Below are 17,695 nucleotides of genomic sequence, written 5' to 3'. Positions count from 1 at the left end.
CCACACTATTTTATATAGAATTTTCTGTTATATTTGCAGCATTGTGCGTATATGAAAAATTCCACTTCACTTCTTATATAGAATTTATAGGTTTTTTTTACGCATAAAATCTCACAAAAAAATTGTTAAAACAAGTAGATTAGCTTCCCATCCCGAGAATGTCTGAACTTACGAAGTAAGCGAGTTTCGCAGGGATGGATGAAGCTAACAAGTGTTTTAACAATTTATTAAAGAGATTTTCTTAAGTAAAAAAAACTACAAATTCTATTACATTACACTAGCAGATCCATCATATACAATTCCTGTATATGCATCTAAAGTAATTAATTGTCCATTTTCAATTTTTACATTTTCAAAGTTTGCGCCAATTATAGCTGGTAGTTTATAGTGTAGTGCTGTAATTGCAGCATGTGATGTTAAGCCACCTTGTTCGATGATTAAACCAGATGATTTTTCAATGTATGGAACCATGTCAGCATCGGTATATCTAGCTACAATGATGTCTCCATCTTTGAATTTAGTTTGTAATTCTGAAGAATTTTCTACAACACATGCTCTTCCAACTACTGAGCCTCTACCTATTGGTTGACCTTGTGTTAATACTGTTGCAACTGTATGAACTTTAATCATATTTGTTGAACCTGGTGTAGAAACTGGGATACCTGCTGAAAGGATAATTAGATCACCTTCGTGGATATATCCAGCTTTTAATGCTTCTGAAATTGAGTTATCAATTAATTCGTCAGTGTGTTCCATTTTCTTAGTATTGATTGCTTCAACACCCCATACTAATGATAATTTTCTTGCAACATCAATATTGTGTGTAGTTGCAATGATTGGAGCATCTGGTCTAAATTTAGAGATAGCTCTTGCTGTTGCACCAGAAGTTGTAGCAGCTACAATTGAATTTGCATTTAATTGTTCTGCAATTCTTGAAACTGAATTTGAAATAGCATTTGTTGGATCATTTTCAATCCATTCTTTTCTAGATTCAACCGCTTTTTTGTAGTCAATTGAAGATTCGATGTGTAATGCGATTCTCTTCATAGTTTCAACTGCTTGTAATGGATATTTACCAGCTGCAGTTTCACCTGATAACATGATTGCATCTGAACCATCTAAAATTGCGTTAGCAACATCGTTAACTTCTGCTCTAGTTGGTCTTGGGTTTCTAATCATTGAGTCAAGCATTTGTGTTGCTGTGATAACTGGTTTACCTAATAGATTACATTTTCTAATCATATCTTTTTGAACTAGTGGTACTCTTTCATTTGAAACTTCAACACCTAAGTCACCTCTAGCAACCATGATTGCATCTGAAACTTCAATGATAGAATCAAGGTTTTCAACACCTTCTTCACTTTCAATTTTAGAAATAATTTGAACTGATTCTCCACCACATTCTTCTAAAACTTTTCTAATAGCTAATACGTCATCAGCTTTTCTAATGAATGAAGCTGCGATAAAGTCAATACCATTTTCAACACCAAACTTAATATCGCTGATGTCTTTTTCTGTTAATGCTGGTAGATTAATCTTAATGCTTGGAGCATTTAATCCTTTTCTATCTTTTAATTCACCATAGTTAACAACTGTAGTGTGGATTTCTGTACCGTCAATTTCATCAACTACAAATTCTACTAAACCATCATCAATTAAAATTCTGTTTCCTGGAACTAAGTCTTTTGGGAGATCAGCATAAGAAACTGAAACAATTGTTTCATCACCAATGATGTCTCTTGAAGTTAAAGTAAATTTATCTCCTGATTTTAGGTTAACAGTCATACCATCTTTGAATTTACCAATTCTAATTTCTGGCCCTTTTGTATCTAGCATAATAGCTGTATGTTTACCTAATCTTTCTCTAACTTGTTTGATATTGTTGATTCTAACAAGATGTTCGTCATGATCACCATGTGAGAAGTTTAGACGACAAACATTCATACCGTTTTCCATCAATGCTGATAACATTTCTGGTGATTCTGATGCTGGTCCAATTGTACATACGATTTTAGTTCTTTTTAAAATATTTCTTTCCATAGTTCCTCCTAGTTTGCTAAAATGCTTGATTCTGTATATAGTTTAGTGTTAAATTCTCTCTTCATTTTAATAGCTTTTGTTATTGGCATAGTCATTAATTTTCCGCCTTGTGTACCAATAGCTAATGAACTTTTACCTTCTAATAGTAATTCTACTGCTTCTATACCCATTTCGCTTGCTAAAACAGCATCACGCATTGCTGGGCTTCCACCTCTTTGAAAATGACCAAGAATTGTTAATTTTGTTTCTACTCCTGTTTCATCTTCAATTTGTTTAACTATATCTCTTGAATTACCTAAACCTTCAGCTACAACAATTATATGATGTAACTTACCTCTAGCCTTACCTCTTTTAATTCTTTCAATTACTTGATTCATATCAACTTCAACTTCTGGAACTAAAATACTTTCAGCGCCACCTGCAATTCCTGCATATAGAGCGATATCTCCACAATGTCTACCCATTACTTCTACAACATTACCTCTACCGTGAGATGATGATGTATCTCTTAATTTGCTTATAGCATCTACACAAGTTTCAACTGCTGTATCAAATCCGATTGTCCAATCTGTAAATCCCATGTCATTATCGATAGTACAAGGAATACCGATTGTTTTGATACCTCTTTCGTGAAGAACATTCGCTCCTTGGAATGATCCATCTCCACCTAAAACTACAATCCCATCAATTCCATAACTTGAAATAACTTCAATAGCTTTATCTTGTCCTTCTTTTGTCATAAATTCTTTTGATCTTGCGGATCCTAATATTGTACCACCTTTATGAACAATATCAGCAACAGAAGATACATTCATCTCATAAATGTCTCCCTTGATTAATCCATCAAAACCATTTCTTATACCTTTTACTCTTAAACCATTAGCAAAAGCTGTACGTGCAATTGCTCTGATTGCAGCATTCATTCCTGGTGCATCTCCACCAGAAGTCAAAATACCTATTGTTTTCATACTTCCTCCTACTCAATAACGACATTATCGCTTCCTAGTAAACTATATAAATTATTTACTAGTTGCTTATTTTCTAAATCTACATAAATATTTTTTAATCGAGACGACTTCTCAGTATCAGCAAAGTAGATGATTACCTCTGATTTTCCTTTGTTTTTCACCAATAATTCTCTGATTTGCTTATATAATTTCTCATCAAAAGTTTGCAGTCTTAAAAATAAGCTCTTATCCTTGTCTATTATAACATTATTATGCACATTTTGTGAAAAATTTTCTCTGTTTATTTCTTTTATGCCATTAATTATTATATTTGCGGAATCTCTATCATTTATTTGAAGGGTTCCATTAATAAATATAGCATTGTCTTCTTTTATCAATTCTCTGTATTTGGTAAATATAGAAGGGAAAACTACTGCTTCAATACTTCCATAATTATCTTCCAATTCTAAAAATGCCATATCATCATTTCTTTTAGTCAAGATTTGCTTCACGCTAGTTATGATTCCACCGAAATACACAGATTTATTATACTTTATATCTCCATTTAATAAATCTAAAGTTGTAAAATTTATCCTATCTTTTACTAACTCATTATATGAATTATACGGATGGTCCGTGATGTACACGCCCAAATATTCCTTTTCCTTTTTTAATAATTCTCTCTTAGGAAATTCGTCCATATTTGGTATCTCAAAACTAGTATTTTCATCATTTAATATTGAAAAAATATCTTCTTGCCCAGTTAAAACATTTCTACCGGATGTACTAAAAGATTCTATCATTGGAATGTAGACTTGATACATTTGAGATCTTTTCAAACCAAAACTATCCATAGCACCTGATAAAATAAGCGCTTCAATAGCAGCTTTATTTATATTAGATGTTTTAGATTTAACCATTCTCTCAATAAAATCTTCAAAACTAATGAAAGGAGATTTTTTCCTTTCCATTATTATTGAATCAACCAAATTTTTCCCAACTGTTTTAATAGTGGATAAGCCCATTCTTATTTTACCATTTTCTACAGAAAATTTGTTAAATGAACTATTAACACTTGGTGGTAAAATTTCTATTCCAAGATTTTTTGCCTCTTTTATATATAAATAAACTTTCGCAGTATTTCCCATTACAGAAGATAAAAGTGATGCCATAAATTCTTCAGGATAATAAGTTTTTAGCCAAGCTGTCTGCATAGCTATATAAGAATAAGCTGCAGAATGGGATTTATTAAATGCATATTTGGCAAAATCTATCATCAAATCATATATTTTATTAGCAGTTATCTCATCAACACCATTTCTAATGGCCCCGGGGAGAATAATTTCCCCATTTTCTATTTTACCATGGACGAAATATTCTCTATTTTCTTCCATGACATCCATTTTCTTCTTTCCCATTGCTCTACGCAAATTGTCAGCTTCGCCCAGACTAAAACCTGCTAATTGCTGCACTATCTGCATAACTTGCTCTTGAAAAACAATCGTCCCATAAGTTGTTTCAAGTATTGGTTTTAATTTTGGATGAAGGTATTGAATATTTGCTTGATTATGACTGTTTTTTATATAATTAGGGATTTCATTCATTGGTCCTGGTCTAAAAAGAGAATTCGCCGCAATTAAATCATCAAATCTCGTCGGTTTTAAATCTCTTAAAAATGCTCTCATACCTTCTGATTCAAATTGAAATATTCCAATAGTTTCAGCGTTGGTAAATAAGTTCATTACCTTTTTATCATTTACATCAATATCGTAAATATTTACTTTTAATCCTTTATTATAGTAAATCAATTTAACCGCATCACTTATAACAGTAAGTGTACGAAGACCTAAGAAATCCATCTTTAGAAGACCTAATTCTTCTAATTCAATCATATTGTACTGCGTGGAAATTTGTTCACCATTTTTTATTAAAGGTACAAATTCATCAATGGATTTCGATGCTATCACGACACCAGCAGCATGTGTAGAAGTATGTCTTGGCATACCTTCTACCGCCATGGCCATATCAATCAATTCTCTTTTTTCTGAACTATCAATATATGACTGATAAAAATCTTTGGAAACTTTTAGAGCTTTTTCTATTGTCATATTTAACTCTTGTGGGATTTGCTTGGCAATTTTATCTACCGTGGCATAATCAATATCAAGTGCTCTTCCCACATCTCTTATAGCATTTCTAGCTGCCATTGTACCAAATGTAACAATCTGTGCAACCTTATCTTCCCCATATTTTGATTTAACATATTCTATTACTTCATCTCTTCGTTCATAGCAAAAGTCGATATCAATATCAGGCATTGATACTCTCTCTGGATTTAAAAACCTTTCAAAAAGTAAATCGTATTTAATAGGATCTATACCCGTTATGCCTAACGCATAAGATACTATTGATCCCGCAGCTGATCCTCTCCCTGGTCCTACCGGGATTCCGTTTTTTTTAGCGTAATCAATAAAGTCAGAAACTATAAGAAAATAGTCTGTAAATCCCATTCTCTCAATCATATCTAATTCAAATTTAGTTCTTTCTAAAATTTCAGAAGATACTGTTTCATATTTTGTATTGATACCTTTTAAGGTCATTTCTTTTAAATACTCAGCGTGATTTTGATTAATTTCAAAATGAGGTAAATGCATTTCATGAAATACAAAATCTACATTGCATCGTTCAGCGATAACCTGTGTATTTGCTAGAGCTTCAGGGCTATCCTTAAATAATTCATTCATCTCTTCTTGAGATTTAAAATAGAATTGATTATTAGGAAATCTCATTCTCTTATCTTGATTTACTGTCGCACCTGTCCCAATACATAAAAGAACATCATGTGTTTTTGCATCATCTTGATCTGTGTAATGAGCATCATTTGTTGCTACTAACGGTATAGACAATTCCTTACTTAATTTTTTCAAGAAAATATTAACCTTTTTTTGTTCCATAAGTCCATGATCTTGTAACTCTAAGAAAAAATTATCTTTACCAAATATATCTCGATATTCTAATGCAGCATTTTTTGCAGAATCATAATCATCAACTCTTAAAAAGTCTTGCACTTCACCAGATAGACAAGCAGATAAACATATCAATCCGTCAGAATGTTTACGCAATAGATTTTTATCCACTCTAGGTTTATAATAAAAACCATTAATATGAGCTTCCGACACCAGCTTGATTAAGTTTTGGTATCCATTCCAATTTTCCGCAAGCAAAATAAGATGATATCTTTTTTTATCATCTGTCGTCTTTGATTTATAATCGCCCGGAGTGACATAGATCTCACAACCAATTATAGGCTTGATACCACGGGCTTTTGCTTTTTTATAAAACTCTATTACACCAAACATTACACCATGGTCAGTAATTGCTACTGACTTCATATTGTATTGTTCGCATCTATCTAAAACTTTATCTATTCTACAAAATCCATCAAGTAAACTATATTCTGTATGTAAGTGTAAATGTGTAAACTCAATCATATTTCACCTGTCTTCTATCGTTTATTGGTACTTTTCCTTCTTGATCTAAAAAAATCATTTATTATTTTACTACATTCTATTTCTTTAATCCCAGAAATAACCTCGACTCTGTGATTAAAAATAGAGTCATCAACTATATTTAATATTGAGCCCGCAAAACCTCTTTGTGTGTCTTTTGCACCATATACTAAGGTCTTTATTCTACTATGAATAATTGCACCGGCACACATTATGCATGGTTCTAAAGTTGTAAACAAATAAGCGCCGTCTAGTCTCCAGTCATTTAAATGTTCTTCCGCTTGCATAATAGCGACAATTTCCGCATGCTTTATTGCATGTTTACTAGTTTCCACATAATTGTGGCCCCTACCTATGATTTCTCCATTATAAACTACAACAGCACCAACAGGCACTTCACCAGATTCTAAGGCTTTTTGAGCTTCAATAATAGCTTCATTCATAAAATAATCTAAGTCCATAATCACCTCACTTATAAAAATTATAACATATATAATGTAATATTATTATGTTACAATTATTATTAATTGTAGATTTAATATAAATAAAATGTTGAGGTAAAATATGAAAATACTTTTTTCTCCATCTAAAGAAATGAAATTTGACAAAGTGGTAGAAATAGATTGGATTTTAACAGATGAAATCCATAAAATTAAAACCGAAATTGAAAAACTTTCAGACAAGGAATTGATTAAGAGCTTAAAAATTAATGAAAATATTTTGCAGAATGTCAAACAATATATAGAAAATCTAAATGTTGCAAAGACATATCCTGCCATTCACATGTATAATGGATTATCTTTCAGAACAATGAATCCATCTAGCTTTGATAGCAATGAAATGAAATATATAAATAAAAACTTATTAATCTTATCTGCATTTTATGGTCCAATCATGGCAAATACTTTGATTAAGCCATATAGACTAGACTTTAACTCAAGTTTGAAAATAGATGGTAAAAATCTAAAAAACTTTTGGAAAGAAAAATATAATTCAACAATAAATGAAAAAGAACTTGTACTTAATCTTGCAAGTAATGAATTTTCCGACTTATTTGATAAAGAAAAGTATGAATGGATTGACTTTGATTTTTACAGCTTTAAAGATGGCCAGTATAAAAGCCATTCCACCACTTCTAAAAAAGGAAGAGGCTGGTTAGTAAGTTACTTAGCGAAAAATCAGATTACAAGTATAGAAGATATAAGGAATGTGAAAGATTCATATATCTATGTTGAGAAATTATCCACTAAAAATAAGTTAGCCTTTGTAATGGATTAGGATTAAAATTATAATTCAGACATTTTAATATAGATAGGACAGGATTTTCATTTTTGCTCATTAAATGTGTTTAATATATTTCTTTAGAAACAGACTATTAATTACGATGAGCTTAAAAAAGAAAATACGAAAATAAAAAAGCGCAGAAAGCATATTTGTTTTCTGCACTTTTTTGTTATCTCAATTCTTCACCAACAATATTTGACAAAGAACATATTTATTTTATTTAATTTCTTTTAATACTTCGATCATATCTGTCTGTTCCCATGGCAATTGAATATCATGTCTACCAAAATGTCCATATGCAGCTGTTTGCTTAAATATTGGTTTTTTCAAATGTAATTTATCGATTATTGCTGCAGGTCTTAAATCAAAATATTTATTGACAATTTCTGTTAATTTATCGTCGTTAAATTTCCCAGTTTCAAAACTATCAACATAAACTGAAACTGGTTTTGCAACTCCTATGGCGTAAGCAACACCTATTTCAACTTTCTCTGCTAACCCTGCTGCAACAAGATTTTTTGCAATATATCTTGCCATATATGAAGCAGACCTATCTACTTTTGAGCCATCTTTCCCAGAATACGCTCCCCCACCATGTCTAGAAAATCCACCATAAGTGTCTACAATTATTTTTCTACCAGTTAAACCACTATCACTTACTGGTCCACCAATTACAAATCTACCTGTTGGATTTACTAAATATTTTGTATTTTCATCTACAAAGTTTACCCCTACAACTGGGATAATTACATTATTTATTAAATCTTCTCTAATTTGTTCTAAAGTAGCTTCTTCATCATGTTGTGTTGAGATCAAAACTGTATCAATTCTTGTAGCTTTATTGTCAACATATTCAACAGTTACTTGTGTTTTTCCATCTGGTCTTAAATATGGAATCTCTTTTTTCTCTCTAACTTCTGCTAATTTTCTAGCTAACTTATGAGCAAGTAATATTGGCAAAGGCATTAACTCTTCTGTTTCGTTTGTTGCATAGCCAAAAACCATTCCTTGATCCCCAGCGCCAATTTTATCGTATGGGTCTTCACTATTATTTTTTGATTCTTGAGAATTATCTACACCTAATGCAATATCAGGTGATTGTTGATTCATGTCGATAATTATCTTTGCAGAAACAGAACTAAAACCATATTCTTCCTTGTTGTAGCCAATTGTTTCAATTGTATTTCTTGCAATCTCCTCAATATCAACTTTGGCACTAGATGAGATTTCTCCAGTAATGTATACAGTTCCAGAAGATACCATTACCTCACATGCAACTCTTGAGTTTTCGTCTTGTGTTAAATACGCATCCAAAACAGCATCTGATATTTGATCACAAATTTTATCTGGATGCCCTTGTGTTACGGATTCTGATGTTATTAATTTTTTCATAATTTCTCCTTATTTTTATTTTTAATAATAGAAATTAGTCTTTTAAAATAAAAATACCTTACCAAAAAGTAAGGATATCAGTACTTATCTTTCAGGTATTCCTGCAGGATTTAGCACCTAATTTAATAGGTTGCTGGACTTCGTAGGGCCTTTCCCTCCATCTCTCTTGATAATTTCTATTCATTTGCATAAAGTATTATATTTTAATATTGTAAAAATGTCAAATATTTTATTTTTGCTTGTTCTTAAATATTTTATTTTTTATACTTCTTAAATATTTTTCTATCCTTAATTTCATAAATACTATCACAAATACTAAATGCTTCATATCTATGAGAAATAATTATTACAATTCCATCAAAATTATCGTTGATATATTGCAATACAATTTGTTCATTATTTGTATCTAGATTGCTAAGTGGCTCATCTAAAATTAAAACTTGTCCATTTGTTAGCATTGATCTAGCTAGATCTAATCTTTGTTTTTCACCACTCGAAAACATATCTTTAGAAATAACTGTATCTAGACCATTTTTTAGTTTATTAATTCGGTAAAGTAAATTAAGTTTTTTAAGAATGTCTAATATTTTTTCATCAGAAATTTTATCATTAAACATTGTTAGATTATCTCTAATACTTATCGAAAAAATGTCTGGATTCTGCGGCATATAGTTTATTATTTTTCTAATATCTTCCACACATATTTCGTTAAGTTCTATACCGTCAAATTTAATGTTTCCAAACTTATATGGATACCATCTCATTAACACTTTCGCCAATGTACTTTTACCACTTCCACTTTGTCCAAAAATACCAATTTTTTCACCTTTTGCTAGTTTCAGATTTACATTTTCTAATATATTATTAGTAGTGTTTGGATATGAGAAATCTAGCGCATTAATTGTAATATTGTCACACTTCTCAATGCTTTTATTTCCATCTTGAATTAAATTTTCTTCATCTAAAAAATTAAATAAATTATTTGCAGCAATCTTTCCATTACTCAATGAAAGCTCTAACTTTGTGATTGACTTATAAGGTTCAAAAATGAACGGATAGATTAATAAATAAGCTAAGCTTGTTTTGTTAAGATTATTAGTAATCTTTGCAATATAGACAATAATTATAAATCCAAGTAGATAGACTAGATTTATTAATTTATTACTTCTATTATATGTTTTATGTTTCTCTAATTTATAAGTTTCAAGGTCAACATTTTTATTTTTTATCTTTTCAAAGAATTGTTCTTCTATGCCAAGTTGTATTATTTGATCTTTTCCATTTACAATTTGATTAAGCAATTTATTCATTTTATGATTTTCTTTGGCATATATCATACTACTTTCTTCTATTTTATCAAGATTAAGATTTCTTGATAAAATCAAAATAATCATAGATATAAAAGTTATTGCCAATGCCATAAAAATGTTAACTCTTAAATACAAAATAAAAATCGCAATCATAAATGTTATTGTTCTGATAATTGGCACAAGTGTATGAGCATAAAAAACTTCTATTGAATCAATATCTTTTCCAATAAGTTGCAACAGCTTAGAAGAGTCCTTATTGTCCAGTATGCTTGGTCCTAAAGCTCTTATTTTTTTATACACTAGTATTCTAAAATCTCTTAGGATCTTAAAGGCAATATCATGCCCTAAGTAATGCTCAATAGCATTTCCAATACCAGTTGAAATACTCCAAAAAACAATCATTTTCACATCAAAACTACTTATAGAATTTAAATTTAATAATAACTTAAATGCATAAAATATTACCATTACATATCCAAATGCAAAGATAAATGCTCCAATACTACTTAGAATTAATTCAAAAATATATTTTTTTGCATATTTAAATATTCTCTTCATCTTCATTTCCTAGCTTTTCGTATAGTTTGATATAATCGTCATTTTTCAATAATTGTTTGTGTGTACCTTGAATTAACTCACCTTTGTTTACAAATATGTTTTCATCAGAATAGCTAATATCATTTTTATTATGTGTAATATTTATTACAATTTTATCTGCTGATAATTTTTTTAATGCATCTAATATTATTTTTGTATTTTCAGGATTAATGCTTGATGTTGCTTCATCTAAAATGTATACATTTTTATCCTGTAACAAGTGCATAGCAAAAACTAATTGTTGTGTTTGTCCATTTGACAATAAGTTTCCATTCTCACCAATTTGAGTATCCCATTTCATAGGAAATTCATTAATAAAATCTAACAATCCATACTCATCAAAAATACAAACCACTTTTTCAAATGGATATTTATTTTTATTCGCATACTCTAAGTTTTCTTTAATAGTGGCATTAAAAAGAAAATTTTCCTTTTCAATAATAGAAATTTGCTTTGCTAATAGAGAATTATCAATATCTTTAATATTTGTATTATTTAGAATCAAATCACCAGAATTTAAATTTATTTGACCTTTTATTAACTTTATTAGTGTAGATTTCCCAGCACCATTCTCGCCAACAATATTATATAGTTTACCTTTTGAAATACTTAAATTTACTTGATTAAAAATATTTTGATTTCGATCATATGAGAATGTTGCATTTTTCAATGAAATCTCAGTGATGTCCTCATCAATTTTAATATCGTAATTTTTCACTTCATTAGTTGAATCAATCAATCTAAGAACTCTATTTAAAACAGGCTTTAACATATGGACTTGTTTATTTGCATAAGCAAATTTCTTTGTTGTAACTAGAATTTGAGTGTTTAAGTAAATTATTGCCATCAGCTCAATCAATGAAATTTTTTCCAAATAAAACTTATTTAATATATATGCACATAAGACTATCCCTATATTTGCAACAATTATCCTACCAGCACTTCTTGGAAGGCTGATTCCTAAAGAGAATATTATATCTTTTCTATGTTTCTCAGATTTATCATTAAAAATATTCTGAAATTTATTCCCAGCATTATAGTTCAAAATTGTTGGCATAGCTTGCAAATCTTCCATAAACTTTGCCCCCATATTTAAGTATCTCTTATCTCTTCGATTGTTAACTTTATGCTGTAATTTTCTTACAAAAAAGCTAATAAAATACATAATTAGAAATGCCATTGGCACAATTATAAATACTATTGAATTATTTTTTACCGTCAAAAATAATAAAGCGATAAAAAGGATAAACATTTCAATGAACTGTGGTAAAATTTCCTCGTAAAAAACTGCCAACTTTCTAATGGAATTGATATCACCAGATAGTATATCAACCAATGACTCGTTTTTTACACCCCATCTACTATTTTTATATATCGCCTCTAAATAATCATTTGTTATCTTTTGAACTGATTTTTCACTCCAATAGATTATAAAGTTTCTATCAATAAATAGGTTAATAAAAAGTAAAGATACTAATAGAATTGAAGAAAGATAAAAAGCATCGTATCTCCCCTCTAAAATTAAAATAATTGAAATGCCGAATAATAATAAGCTGCTATTTTCTATTAAATTGAAAAACATATCTAGTATTGCACTAAATCTGCCTAATCTGCCCAACTTTAATATCTTTATGTACATTTTTATCTTCCTTATCTAAAAATATATCCAATACTTTTCTATCATCAATGCTTTGTAAAATCTTTGAATCAACATCAAAAACGCTCTTTATAGTATCAAAATTCAATATCTGTTTTGTATCACCAAAAGAAAAAATCTCTCCGTCATTTAACAAATAAGAATAATCAACATAATTTAATACTTGATTCAAATCGTGTAATACAGCCACACAAGTTATACCATGATTATCAACAAGCTCTCTTATCATTTCCATTAACTGTATTTGATATTTAACATCTAGGTATGTTGTAGGCTCATCTAGTAAAATTAGATCCGGTTCTTGTGCAAGTGCCAACCCTAACCAAACTCTTTGAAGTTGTCCACCAGACAATTGATGACAATATCTATCTTGTAAATCTTCCAAAGCTACTAAATACAAAGCATTATCAACGGCTTTTTTATCATCTTCTCCAAATCTACCAAATGTTCTTCTATAAGGCGTACGTCCAAGTTCAATAACTTCTCTTACTGTAAAATCCTCAACAGCTTGATTTTTCTGCTGAACAATAGCTATTTTTTTCGCTCTCTCTTTAGAATTAATACTAAATATATTTTTCCCTTCAAAATAGACCATTCCAGATTTTGGAGTGACTTCTCCCATCAAACATTTAAAAAGTGTTGATTTTCCAGAAGCATTAGGGCCAATTATCCCAATAAATTTTCCTCTTTCAACTTCAACACTTACATTATTTAAAATATTTTTCTTATTATTTTTATACCTAAAAACTAAATTTTCAGATTGTAATATAATATCTTTCATTATTTCATCCCTCTACTTTTCTTAGAAATTAAAAATAGGAAGAATGGTCCGCCAAGTATAGACATAACTGTTCCTATTGGAATCTCAATTGGTGAAGCTATAGTTCTACTAAGTAAATCTGCAAGCAACAAAAGTAAAGCACCAATTAAAGAGGTAAATGGAAGTGTCTTAGCAGTGTTTCCTCCAACAAGAGCTTTAGAAATATGAGGAACAATTAAACCTACAAACCCTATCATTCCAAGTTGTGATACAGTTATGGCTGCTAAATAAACCCCAAGAGTTGAAACTAAAATCCTATATTTTCTTACAGGCACACCCAAGCTATAACTTGTAGAATCTGACAAATTAAGAACATTTATACTTTTTGAAATTAGAAATACTATCAAAAGAACTGGAATAATATACAAACAATACACTCTAAATTGATCCCAGGTTTTTCCCGCCAAATTTCCATTTTGCCATGTAATTACGCCTTGCAATCTATCACTATACATGGTCATTAAAAATGATTGCCCACCTCTTAGCATTGCATTCAATGCAGCACCTGTCAAAATTAATCTTGTAGGTGTTAACTCTATTTCCCATGATAGCAAGATAATTAGAAGGAAGGCTCCCATACCACCAACAAATGACAATACAGGAACCAAGTTGCTTGAAACTGGAAATACTAATAATATTAAAGTTGTTACAAATGTTGCACCAGAATTTATTCCAAGGGCACCACTATCCGCCATAGGATTTCTTAAAACAATTTGCAACAATAAACCTGATAAAGCAAGACAAACACCTCCAACTAAAGCAAATGCAACCCTAGGTAGTCTTATATCCATTAATATAGTATAATTTTCTGTTTGTTTTTGCCTAAAAATTATATCGATTATTTCTTGAAAACCAATATTTACGCTACCAACAACTGTACTAAAAAATATTGCTATAAACAAAAATACAGTTGTAATAAATGCAAGTGTAATAACCTGTTTTTGTCCTTTTATCATTTTATTTCCATTCTTTTATTAATTAGAGTTTTCCAAAAGTAAATTAATTAAACCTTCTAAAGTTTCCATAACATGGATATTTCCTGTCACAGGATACTTATCATCATCCAAATGAATTAACCTGTTTTCTTTAATAGCAGTTAAGTTTTTCCATAAATCTTTTTCAAATTCTGAAGCAAATATTTTTTCAGCTTGTTCTCTATTACCATGAGCTAAAGTTAAAATATAATCTGGATTTGCAGATACAATATTTTCTAAACTATAAGGTAAATATTTATTATTTTCACCAGTACTATCTTTAGCAATATTTTCTACACCAATAAGTTTTAATAGATCTCCGATATATGTGTTTTCTGTCATTAGTTGGAAATTATCTCCTGTACCAAATAACATAGCAACTTTCTTTCCTTTAAGTGGAGCCGCTTTTTCAATTAATTCTTTTTCTTTAGATTTTAAATCTTTTATTATTGTTTCAGATTTTTCTTTTTGGCCAAGTTTTTCGCCAACTAATTTAATATTCTCAAATACAGAATTATAGTTTGAACCATCTAAATAAAAAGTTTCTATTTTTTGAGCTGAAAGAGTTTTTTCTATATCTTTTTTACTAGTTTCATTAGCAACTACTAAATCAGGTTTTAAGCTTATAATAATCTCTAAGTTAAGTTTTCTTGGTGATCCTACTTGAGTAACATCCTTATATATTTCTGGTAAATGCTTTTGTTTAGCAATACCAACAAGTTTTTGATTAAATAAACTTAAGTATTCTGCTACAGTTTTACTACCAGCAACAATTTTTTTATCAGAAAATGTTTTAACATCATCTTCATTCTTTGTTTCTTTTGCCTCAGTAACATTTACATCAATTTTAGATTCTTCCTTTACAGACTCTTTTTTTGTTTCATTTGTATCCGTTTTTGTATTTTCTTTTTTTTGACCACATGCTGTTAACATTAAAACTAACACAAGCATTAAGCTATATATAATTTTTTTCATACCTTCTCCTTTAAAAAAACATTTAATGATAATGAGTATCATTACGATTTAACATCATAACATATATAGATACAAATAGTCAAGGTTATTAAAAATAAAAAATCACAAAATTCTTTTTCGAATCTTTGTAATTAAAAAACTAATGATTAAATAAACTTGTTAAGTTAATCTTTCGAATAAATAAAAAGCATTATAGACTTCAGTATATGTTATTACTAAGATATTTTCATCATCATCTATCTTTTTTATGAATTTCAATTCTTCATCAAAATTTTTGATATTAATATGCCTAATATTTGCCTCAGTATCAGAAAATACCAATTGAACTATATACTTTGATTTCTCATCAAAATTTGCATTACAGTCAATGCATTCTAAACTACTATTTTTTAAGTCTATATGATTATAAATCTTATATATCCTATCTCCATCACCATGAATTCCATGATCTGAAGAGTAAATAATTTCAACTTCACTGTGCTCAGGTAATTCCAAATTTTTCCAAACTTCTTTTATAAATTCTTTATCCGAAAATCTATAACTTGTAAAATATCTATAGACACCAAAAATAAAGAATAAAGAAACAACAATAATAAATGCTTTAATAAAATATTTTTTGTGTTATCAGTTAGCATATTTTCTCCCCCTAGGGGGAGAAAGAATGAGTTGATTATATTACTATTATTTATATTTAAATGGACCGTTTTTCGATTATTATCGTGGACCATTTTTCGATTGACATTTACAAACAATAAAAAACACGTCTAAAAAATTTAAACGTGTTTTGAAAATATACATTTATTTATTATCTTTAGAAAAGAAATTTTTTAATACTCTGTAGATCAAAAATCCTAGCAAAGTACTAGAAATAATGATAAATATCCAGGCAGAAGCGTGATTTGATAATGGAAGTTTTACATTCATCCCAAAAAATCCAGTTATTACTGCTAGGGAAGCTAAAATAATAGAAACAATATTCATATTTGTTACTATATCATTAAGGTTATTATTTAAAATATTGTTATATGTGCCTGATAATTGCTCCAAAATTTGAGAAATTACCATGTTCATGGATAGAAGTTGTTTAGCCTCAATTATTGTCGAGTCTAGATATTCTTTTTCAACTTCACTAAATTGTCTATAAATAATATTTGTTCTTGTTTGCTCCAACAATGTAACATTTTGATTGGCTGCAGAAGTCAAATATACTATACCTGTTGACAAGTCTGAAAGAGCTAATAGATTACTTTTTGTTGTATTTTTTCTCAGCTTATTGTTTAATATATCTTTTTCAATATCAATATCATCCAGGACAGGAAAGTATCTTTCAGTAATCATATCCAAACTTAAGAACAGAAAGCTAAATATACTTAAGTCCTCATCCTCTTCATCTAATACATTTTTCATCAATTCAATCACATATCTGCTTTCTTTATCCACAATAGTAAATAGCTTTTTGTTTTTTACCAAAAATGTTACCGGAATAGTTTCATAATGATTATCTTGTTTTTCCAAATTTATCGCATTAAAAATTAATAGAAACTCATCTTCCTTAGGATTGTATTCAATATGAGCCCTTTCATTTTTATCAATAGCATATTCAATTATCTCGTCATCAATTTCAAATCTTTCAAACAATTCTTGAGAATCTGGCTGTTTATCAAATTCAACAATTATCCAAGAAAAATGTTTTCCGGTCTTAATTTCTTTTATCATAATTCACCCATAAATTATTTTTCTAATACTGCTTCATACTTTTTTATAAATTCATCTACCGTAACTTTCTTACATAATTCCCCTATTAAATCATAAGGAATTTTATTAATATTCTTAAATCTTAAACCGGATTTTCCCATATCTGGTTTAGTTGTAAGGTAATTTTTTTATTCAGCTAAATACCATTCCTTCACATTTTCAAACATATAAACAGCGTTTGAATAAATTGCAACATGATTTTTTTGTGATCCTATCGCCGTAAATCCTAGCTCATTTGACGGATCTACATGGTAACCTGCTGGATAAGTTTCTCTAGGAACAACATATGAAATCATATCATATTGGATTTTTTCTTCAAATCCGTCTGGTAAATTTTTCTTAATAACTTCTCTCAGTTTGTTTATTACAAGTCTTCTTTCTTCAGGAAGTTGTTGTAAATATTCTTCTATATTTTCTGATTTGTATCTCATATTT

At 29.3% G+C, this 17,695-nt stretch carries 14 protein-coding genes and 1 riboswitch; of the genes, 1 reads left to right on the top strand and 13 read right to left on the bottom strand.

Going from position 1 to position 17,695, the window contains the following annotated elements; all coding sequences use genetic code 11:
* Positions 1–267: 267 nt before the first annotated feature.
* Genes pyk through tadA form a run of 4 tightly spaced genes read right to left on the bottom strand, consistent with a single transcriptional unit; the run spans position 268 to position 6,957 of the window.
* The gene (pyk, locus tag HMPREF9709_RS02010; RefSeq protein ID WP_005397458.1) at positions 268–2,040 is read right to left on the bottom strand and encodes a pyruvate kinase; all 1,773 of its coding nucleotides are present in this window, start codon (positions 2,038–2,040) and stop codon (positions 268–270) included.
* An 8-nt stretch (positions 2,041–2,048) separates the two neighbouring features.
* Positions 2,049–3,008 (bottom strand): 6-phosphofructokinase, encoded by a 960-nt coding sequence (gene pfkA, locus HMPREF9709_RS02005; RefSeq protein ID WP_005397456.1) that lies wholly within the window; start codon positions 3,006–3,008, stop codon positions 2,049–2,051.
* A gap of 8 nt (positions 3,009–3,016) precedes the next feature.
* The gene (locus HMPREF9709_RS02000; protein WP_005397454.1) at positions 3,017–6,478 is read right to left on the bottom strand and encodes a DNA polymerase III subunit alpha; all 3,462 of its coding nucleotides are present in this window, start codon (positions 6,476–6,478) and stop codon (positions 3,017–3,019) included.
* Positions 6,479–6,492: 14 nt separating this feature from the next.
* On the bottom strand, positions 6,493–6,957 hold the full coding sequence (tadA, locus tag HMPREF9709_RS01995; RefSeq protein WP_005397452.1) for a tRNA adenosine(34) deaminase TadA: 465 nt from the start codon (positions 6,955–6,957) through the stop codon (positions 6,493–6,495).
* Positions 6,958–7,060: 103 nt separating this feature from the next.
* Between tadA and yaaA the strand changes: the two genes are divergently transcribed.
* Positions 7,061–7,774, top strand: coding sequence for a peroxide stress protein YaaA (yaaA, locus tag HMPREF9709_RS01990; protein ID WP_005397450.1), 714 nt, complete (start codon positions 7,061–7,063; stop codon positions 7,772–7,774).
* Positions 7,775–7,996: 222 nt separating this feature from the next.
* Here yaaA and metK read toward each other — a convergent pair whose 3' ends face one another.
* From metK to HMPREF9709_RS01945, 9 genes are all read right to left on the bottom strand, one after another.
* Positions 7,997–9,172: a methionine adenosyltransferase gene (metK, locus tag HMPREF9709_RS01985; RefSeq protein WP_005397448.1), complete on the bottom strand. Its 1,176-nt coding sequence runs from the start codon at positions 9,170–9,172 to the stop codon at positions 7,997–7,999.
* An 81-nt stretch (positions 9,173–9,253) separates the two neighbouring features.
* A riboswitch (SAM riboswitch) is annotated at positions 9,254–9,348 on the bottom strand.
* A gap of 78 nt (positions 9,349–9,426) precedes the next feature.
* The gene (locus HMPREF9709_RS01980; RefSeq protein ID WP_005397446.1) at positions 9,427–11,040 is read right to left on the bottom strand and encodes an ABC transporter ATP-binding protein; all 1,614 of its coding nucleotides are present in this window, start codon (positions 11,038–11,040) and stop codon (positions 9,427–9,429) included.
* Positions 11,024–12,718: an ATP-binding cassette domain-containing protein gene (locus HMPREF9709_RS01975; RefSeq protein WP_005397445.1), complete on the bottom strand. Its 1,695-nt coding sequence runs from the start codon at positions 12,716–12,718 to the stop codon at positions 11,024–11,026. The genes HMPREF9709_RS01980 and HMPREF9709_RS01975 overlap by 17 nt, the downstream gene beginning before the upstream one ends.
* Positions 12,675–13,517, bottom strand: coding sequence for an ABC transporter ATP-binding protein (locus HMPREF9709_RS01970; protein ID WP_005397444.1), 843 nt, complete (start codon positions 13,515–13,517; stop codon positions 12,675–12,677). The genes HMPREF9709_RS01975 and HMPREF9709_RS01970 overlap by 44 nt, the downstream gene beginning before the upstream one ends.
* On the bottom strand, positions 13,517–14,512 hold the full coding sequence (locus HMPREF9709_RS01965) for a FecCD family ABC transporter permease (protein ID WP_005397443.1): 996 nt from the start codon (positions 14,510–14,512) through the stop codon (positions 13,517–13,519). The genes HMPREF9709_RS01970 and HMPREF9709_RS01965 overlap by 1 nt, the downstream gene beginning before the upstream one ends.
* Before the next feature lie 18 nt (positions 14,513–14,530).
* Entirely contained in the window at positions 14,531–15,505 is a 975-nt protein-coding gene (locus HMPREF9709_RS01960; RefSeq protein ID WP_005397442.1) for an ABC transporter substrate-binding protein, read from the bottom strand.
* Between the two features lie 159 nt (positions 15,506–15,664).
* Positions 15,665–16,000 (bottom strand): hypothetical protein, encoded by a 336-nt coding sequence (locus tag HMPREF9709_RS01955; protein WP_005397440.1) that lies wholly within the window; start codon positions 15,998–16,000, stop codon positions 15,665–15,667.
* A gap of 303 nt (positions 16,001–16,303) precedes the next feature.
* Positions 16,304–17,221, bottom strand: coding sequence for a magnesium transporter CorA family protein (locus HMPREF9709_RS01950; protein WP_005397438.1), 918 nt, complete (start codon positions 17,219–17,221; stop codon positions 16,304–16,306).
* Positions 17,222–17,388: 167 nt separating this feature from the next.
* On the bottom strand, positions 17,389–17,691 hold the full coding sequence (locus HMPREF9709_RS01945; RefSeq protein WP_005397436.1) for a DUF1801 domain-containing protein: 303 nt from the start codon (positions 17,689–17,691) through the stop codon (positions 17,389–17,391).
* Positions 17,692–17,695 lie beyond the last annotated feature (4 nt).

It is taken from the genome of Helcococcus kunzii ATCC 51366, assembly GCF_000245755.1.
In the GTDB taxonomy this organism is placed as follows: Bacteria; Bacillota; Clostridia; order Tissierellales; family Peptoniphilaceae; genus Helcococcus; species Helcococcus kunzii.
Note: the sequence above shows the minus strand (reverse complement) of the source record. Positions and strands in the feature narration are given on the sequence as shown.

What these genes read in the sequence shown, in the direction of transcription:
- HMPREF9709_RS01975 (WP_005397445.1), bottom strand. Translation starts at nt 12,718, where the DNA reads ATGTACATAAAGATATTAAAGTTGGGCAGATTAGGCAGATTTAGTGCA.
- tadA (WP_005397452.1), bottom strand. Translation starts at nt 6,957, where the DNA reads ATGGACTTAGATTATTTTATGAATGAAGCTATTATTGAAGCTCAAAAA.
- HMPREF9709_RS01950 (WP_005397438.1), bottom strand. Translation starts at nt 17,221, where the DNA reads ATGATAAAAGAAATTAAGACCGGAAAACATTTTTCTTGGATAATTGTT.
- HMPREF9709_RS01965 (WP_005397443.1), bottom strand. Translation starts at nt 14,512, where the DNA reads ATGATAAAAGGACAAAAACAGGTTATTACACTTGCATTTATTACAACT.
- HMPREF9709_RS01945 (WP_005397436.1), bottom strand. Translation starts at nt 17,691, where the DNA reads ATGAGATACAAATCAGAAAATATAGAAGAATATTTACAACAACTTCCT.
- HMPREF9709_RS01980 (WP_005397446.1), bottom strand. Translation starts at nt 11,040, where the DNA reads ATGAAGAGAATATTTAAATATGCAAAAAAATATATTTTTGAATTAATT.
- pyk (WP_005397458.1), bottom strand. Translation starts at nt 2,040, where the DNA reads ATGGAAAGAAATATTTTAAAAAGAACTAAAATCGTATGTACAATTGGA.
- pfkA (WP_005397456.1), bottom strand. Translation starts at nt 3,008, where the DNA reads ATGAAAACAATAGGTATTTTGACTTCTGGTGGAGATGCACCAGGAATG.
- HMPREF9709_RS01960 (WP_005397442.1), bottom strand. Translation starts at nt 15,505, where the DNA reads ATGAAAAAAATTATATATAGCTTAATGCTTGTGTTAGTTTTAATGTTA.
- HMPREF9709_RS02000 (WP_005397454.1), bottom strand. Translation starts at nt 6,478, where the DNA reads ATGATTGAGTTTACACATTTACACTTACATACAGAATATAGTTTACTT.
- HMPREF9709_RS01970 (WP_005397444.1), bottom strand. Translation starts at nt 13,517, where the DNA reads ATGAAAGATATTATATTACAATCTGAAAATTTAGTTTTTAGGTATAAA.
- metK (WP_005397448.1), bottom strand. Translation starts at nt 9,172, where the DNA reads ATGAAAAAATTAATAACATCAGAATCCGTAACACAAGGGCATCCAGAT.
- yaaA (WP_005397450.1), top strand. Translation starts at nt 7,061, where the DNA reads ATGAAAATACTTTTTTCTCCATCTAAAGAAATGAAATTTGACAAAGTG.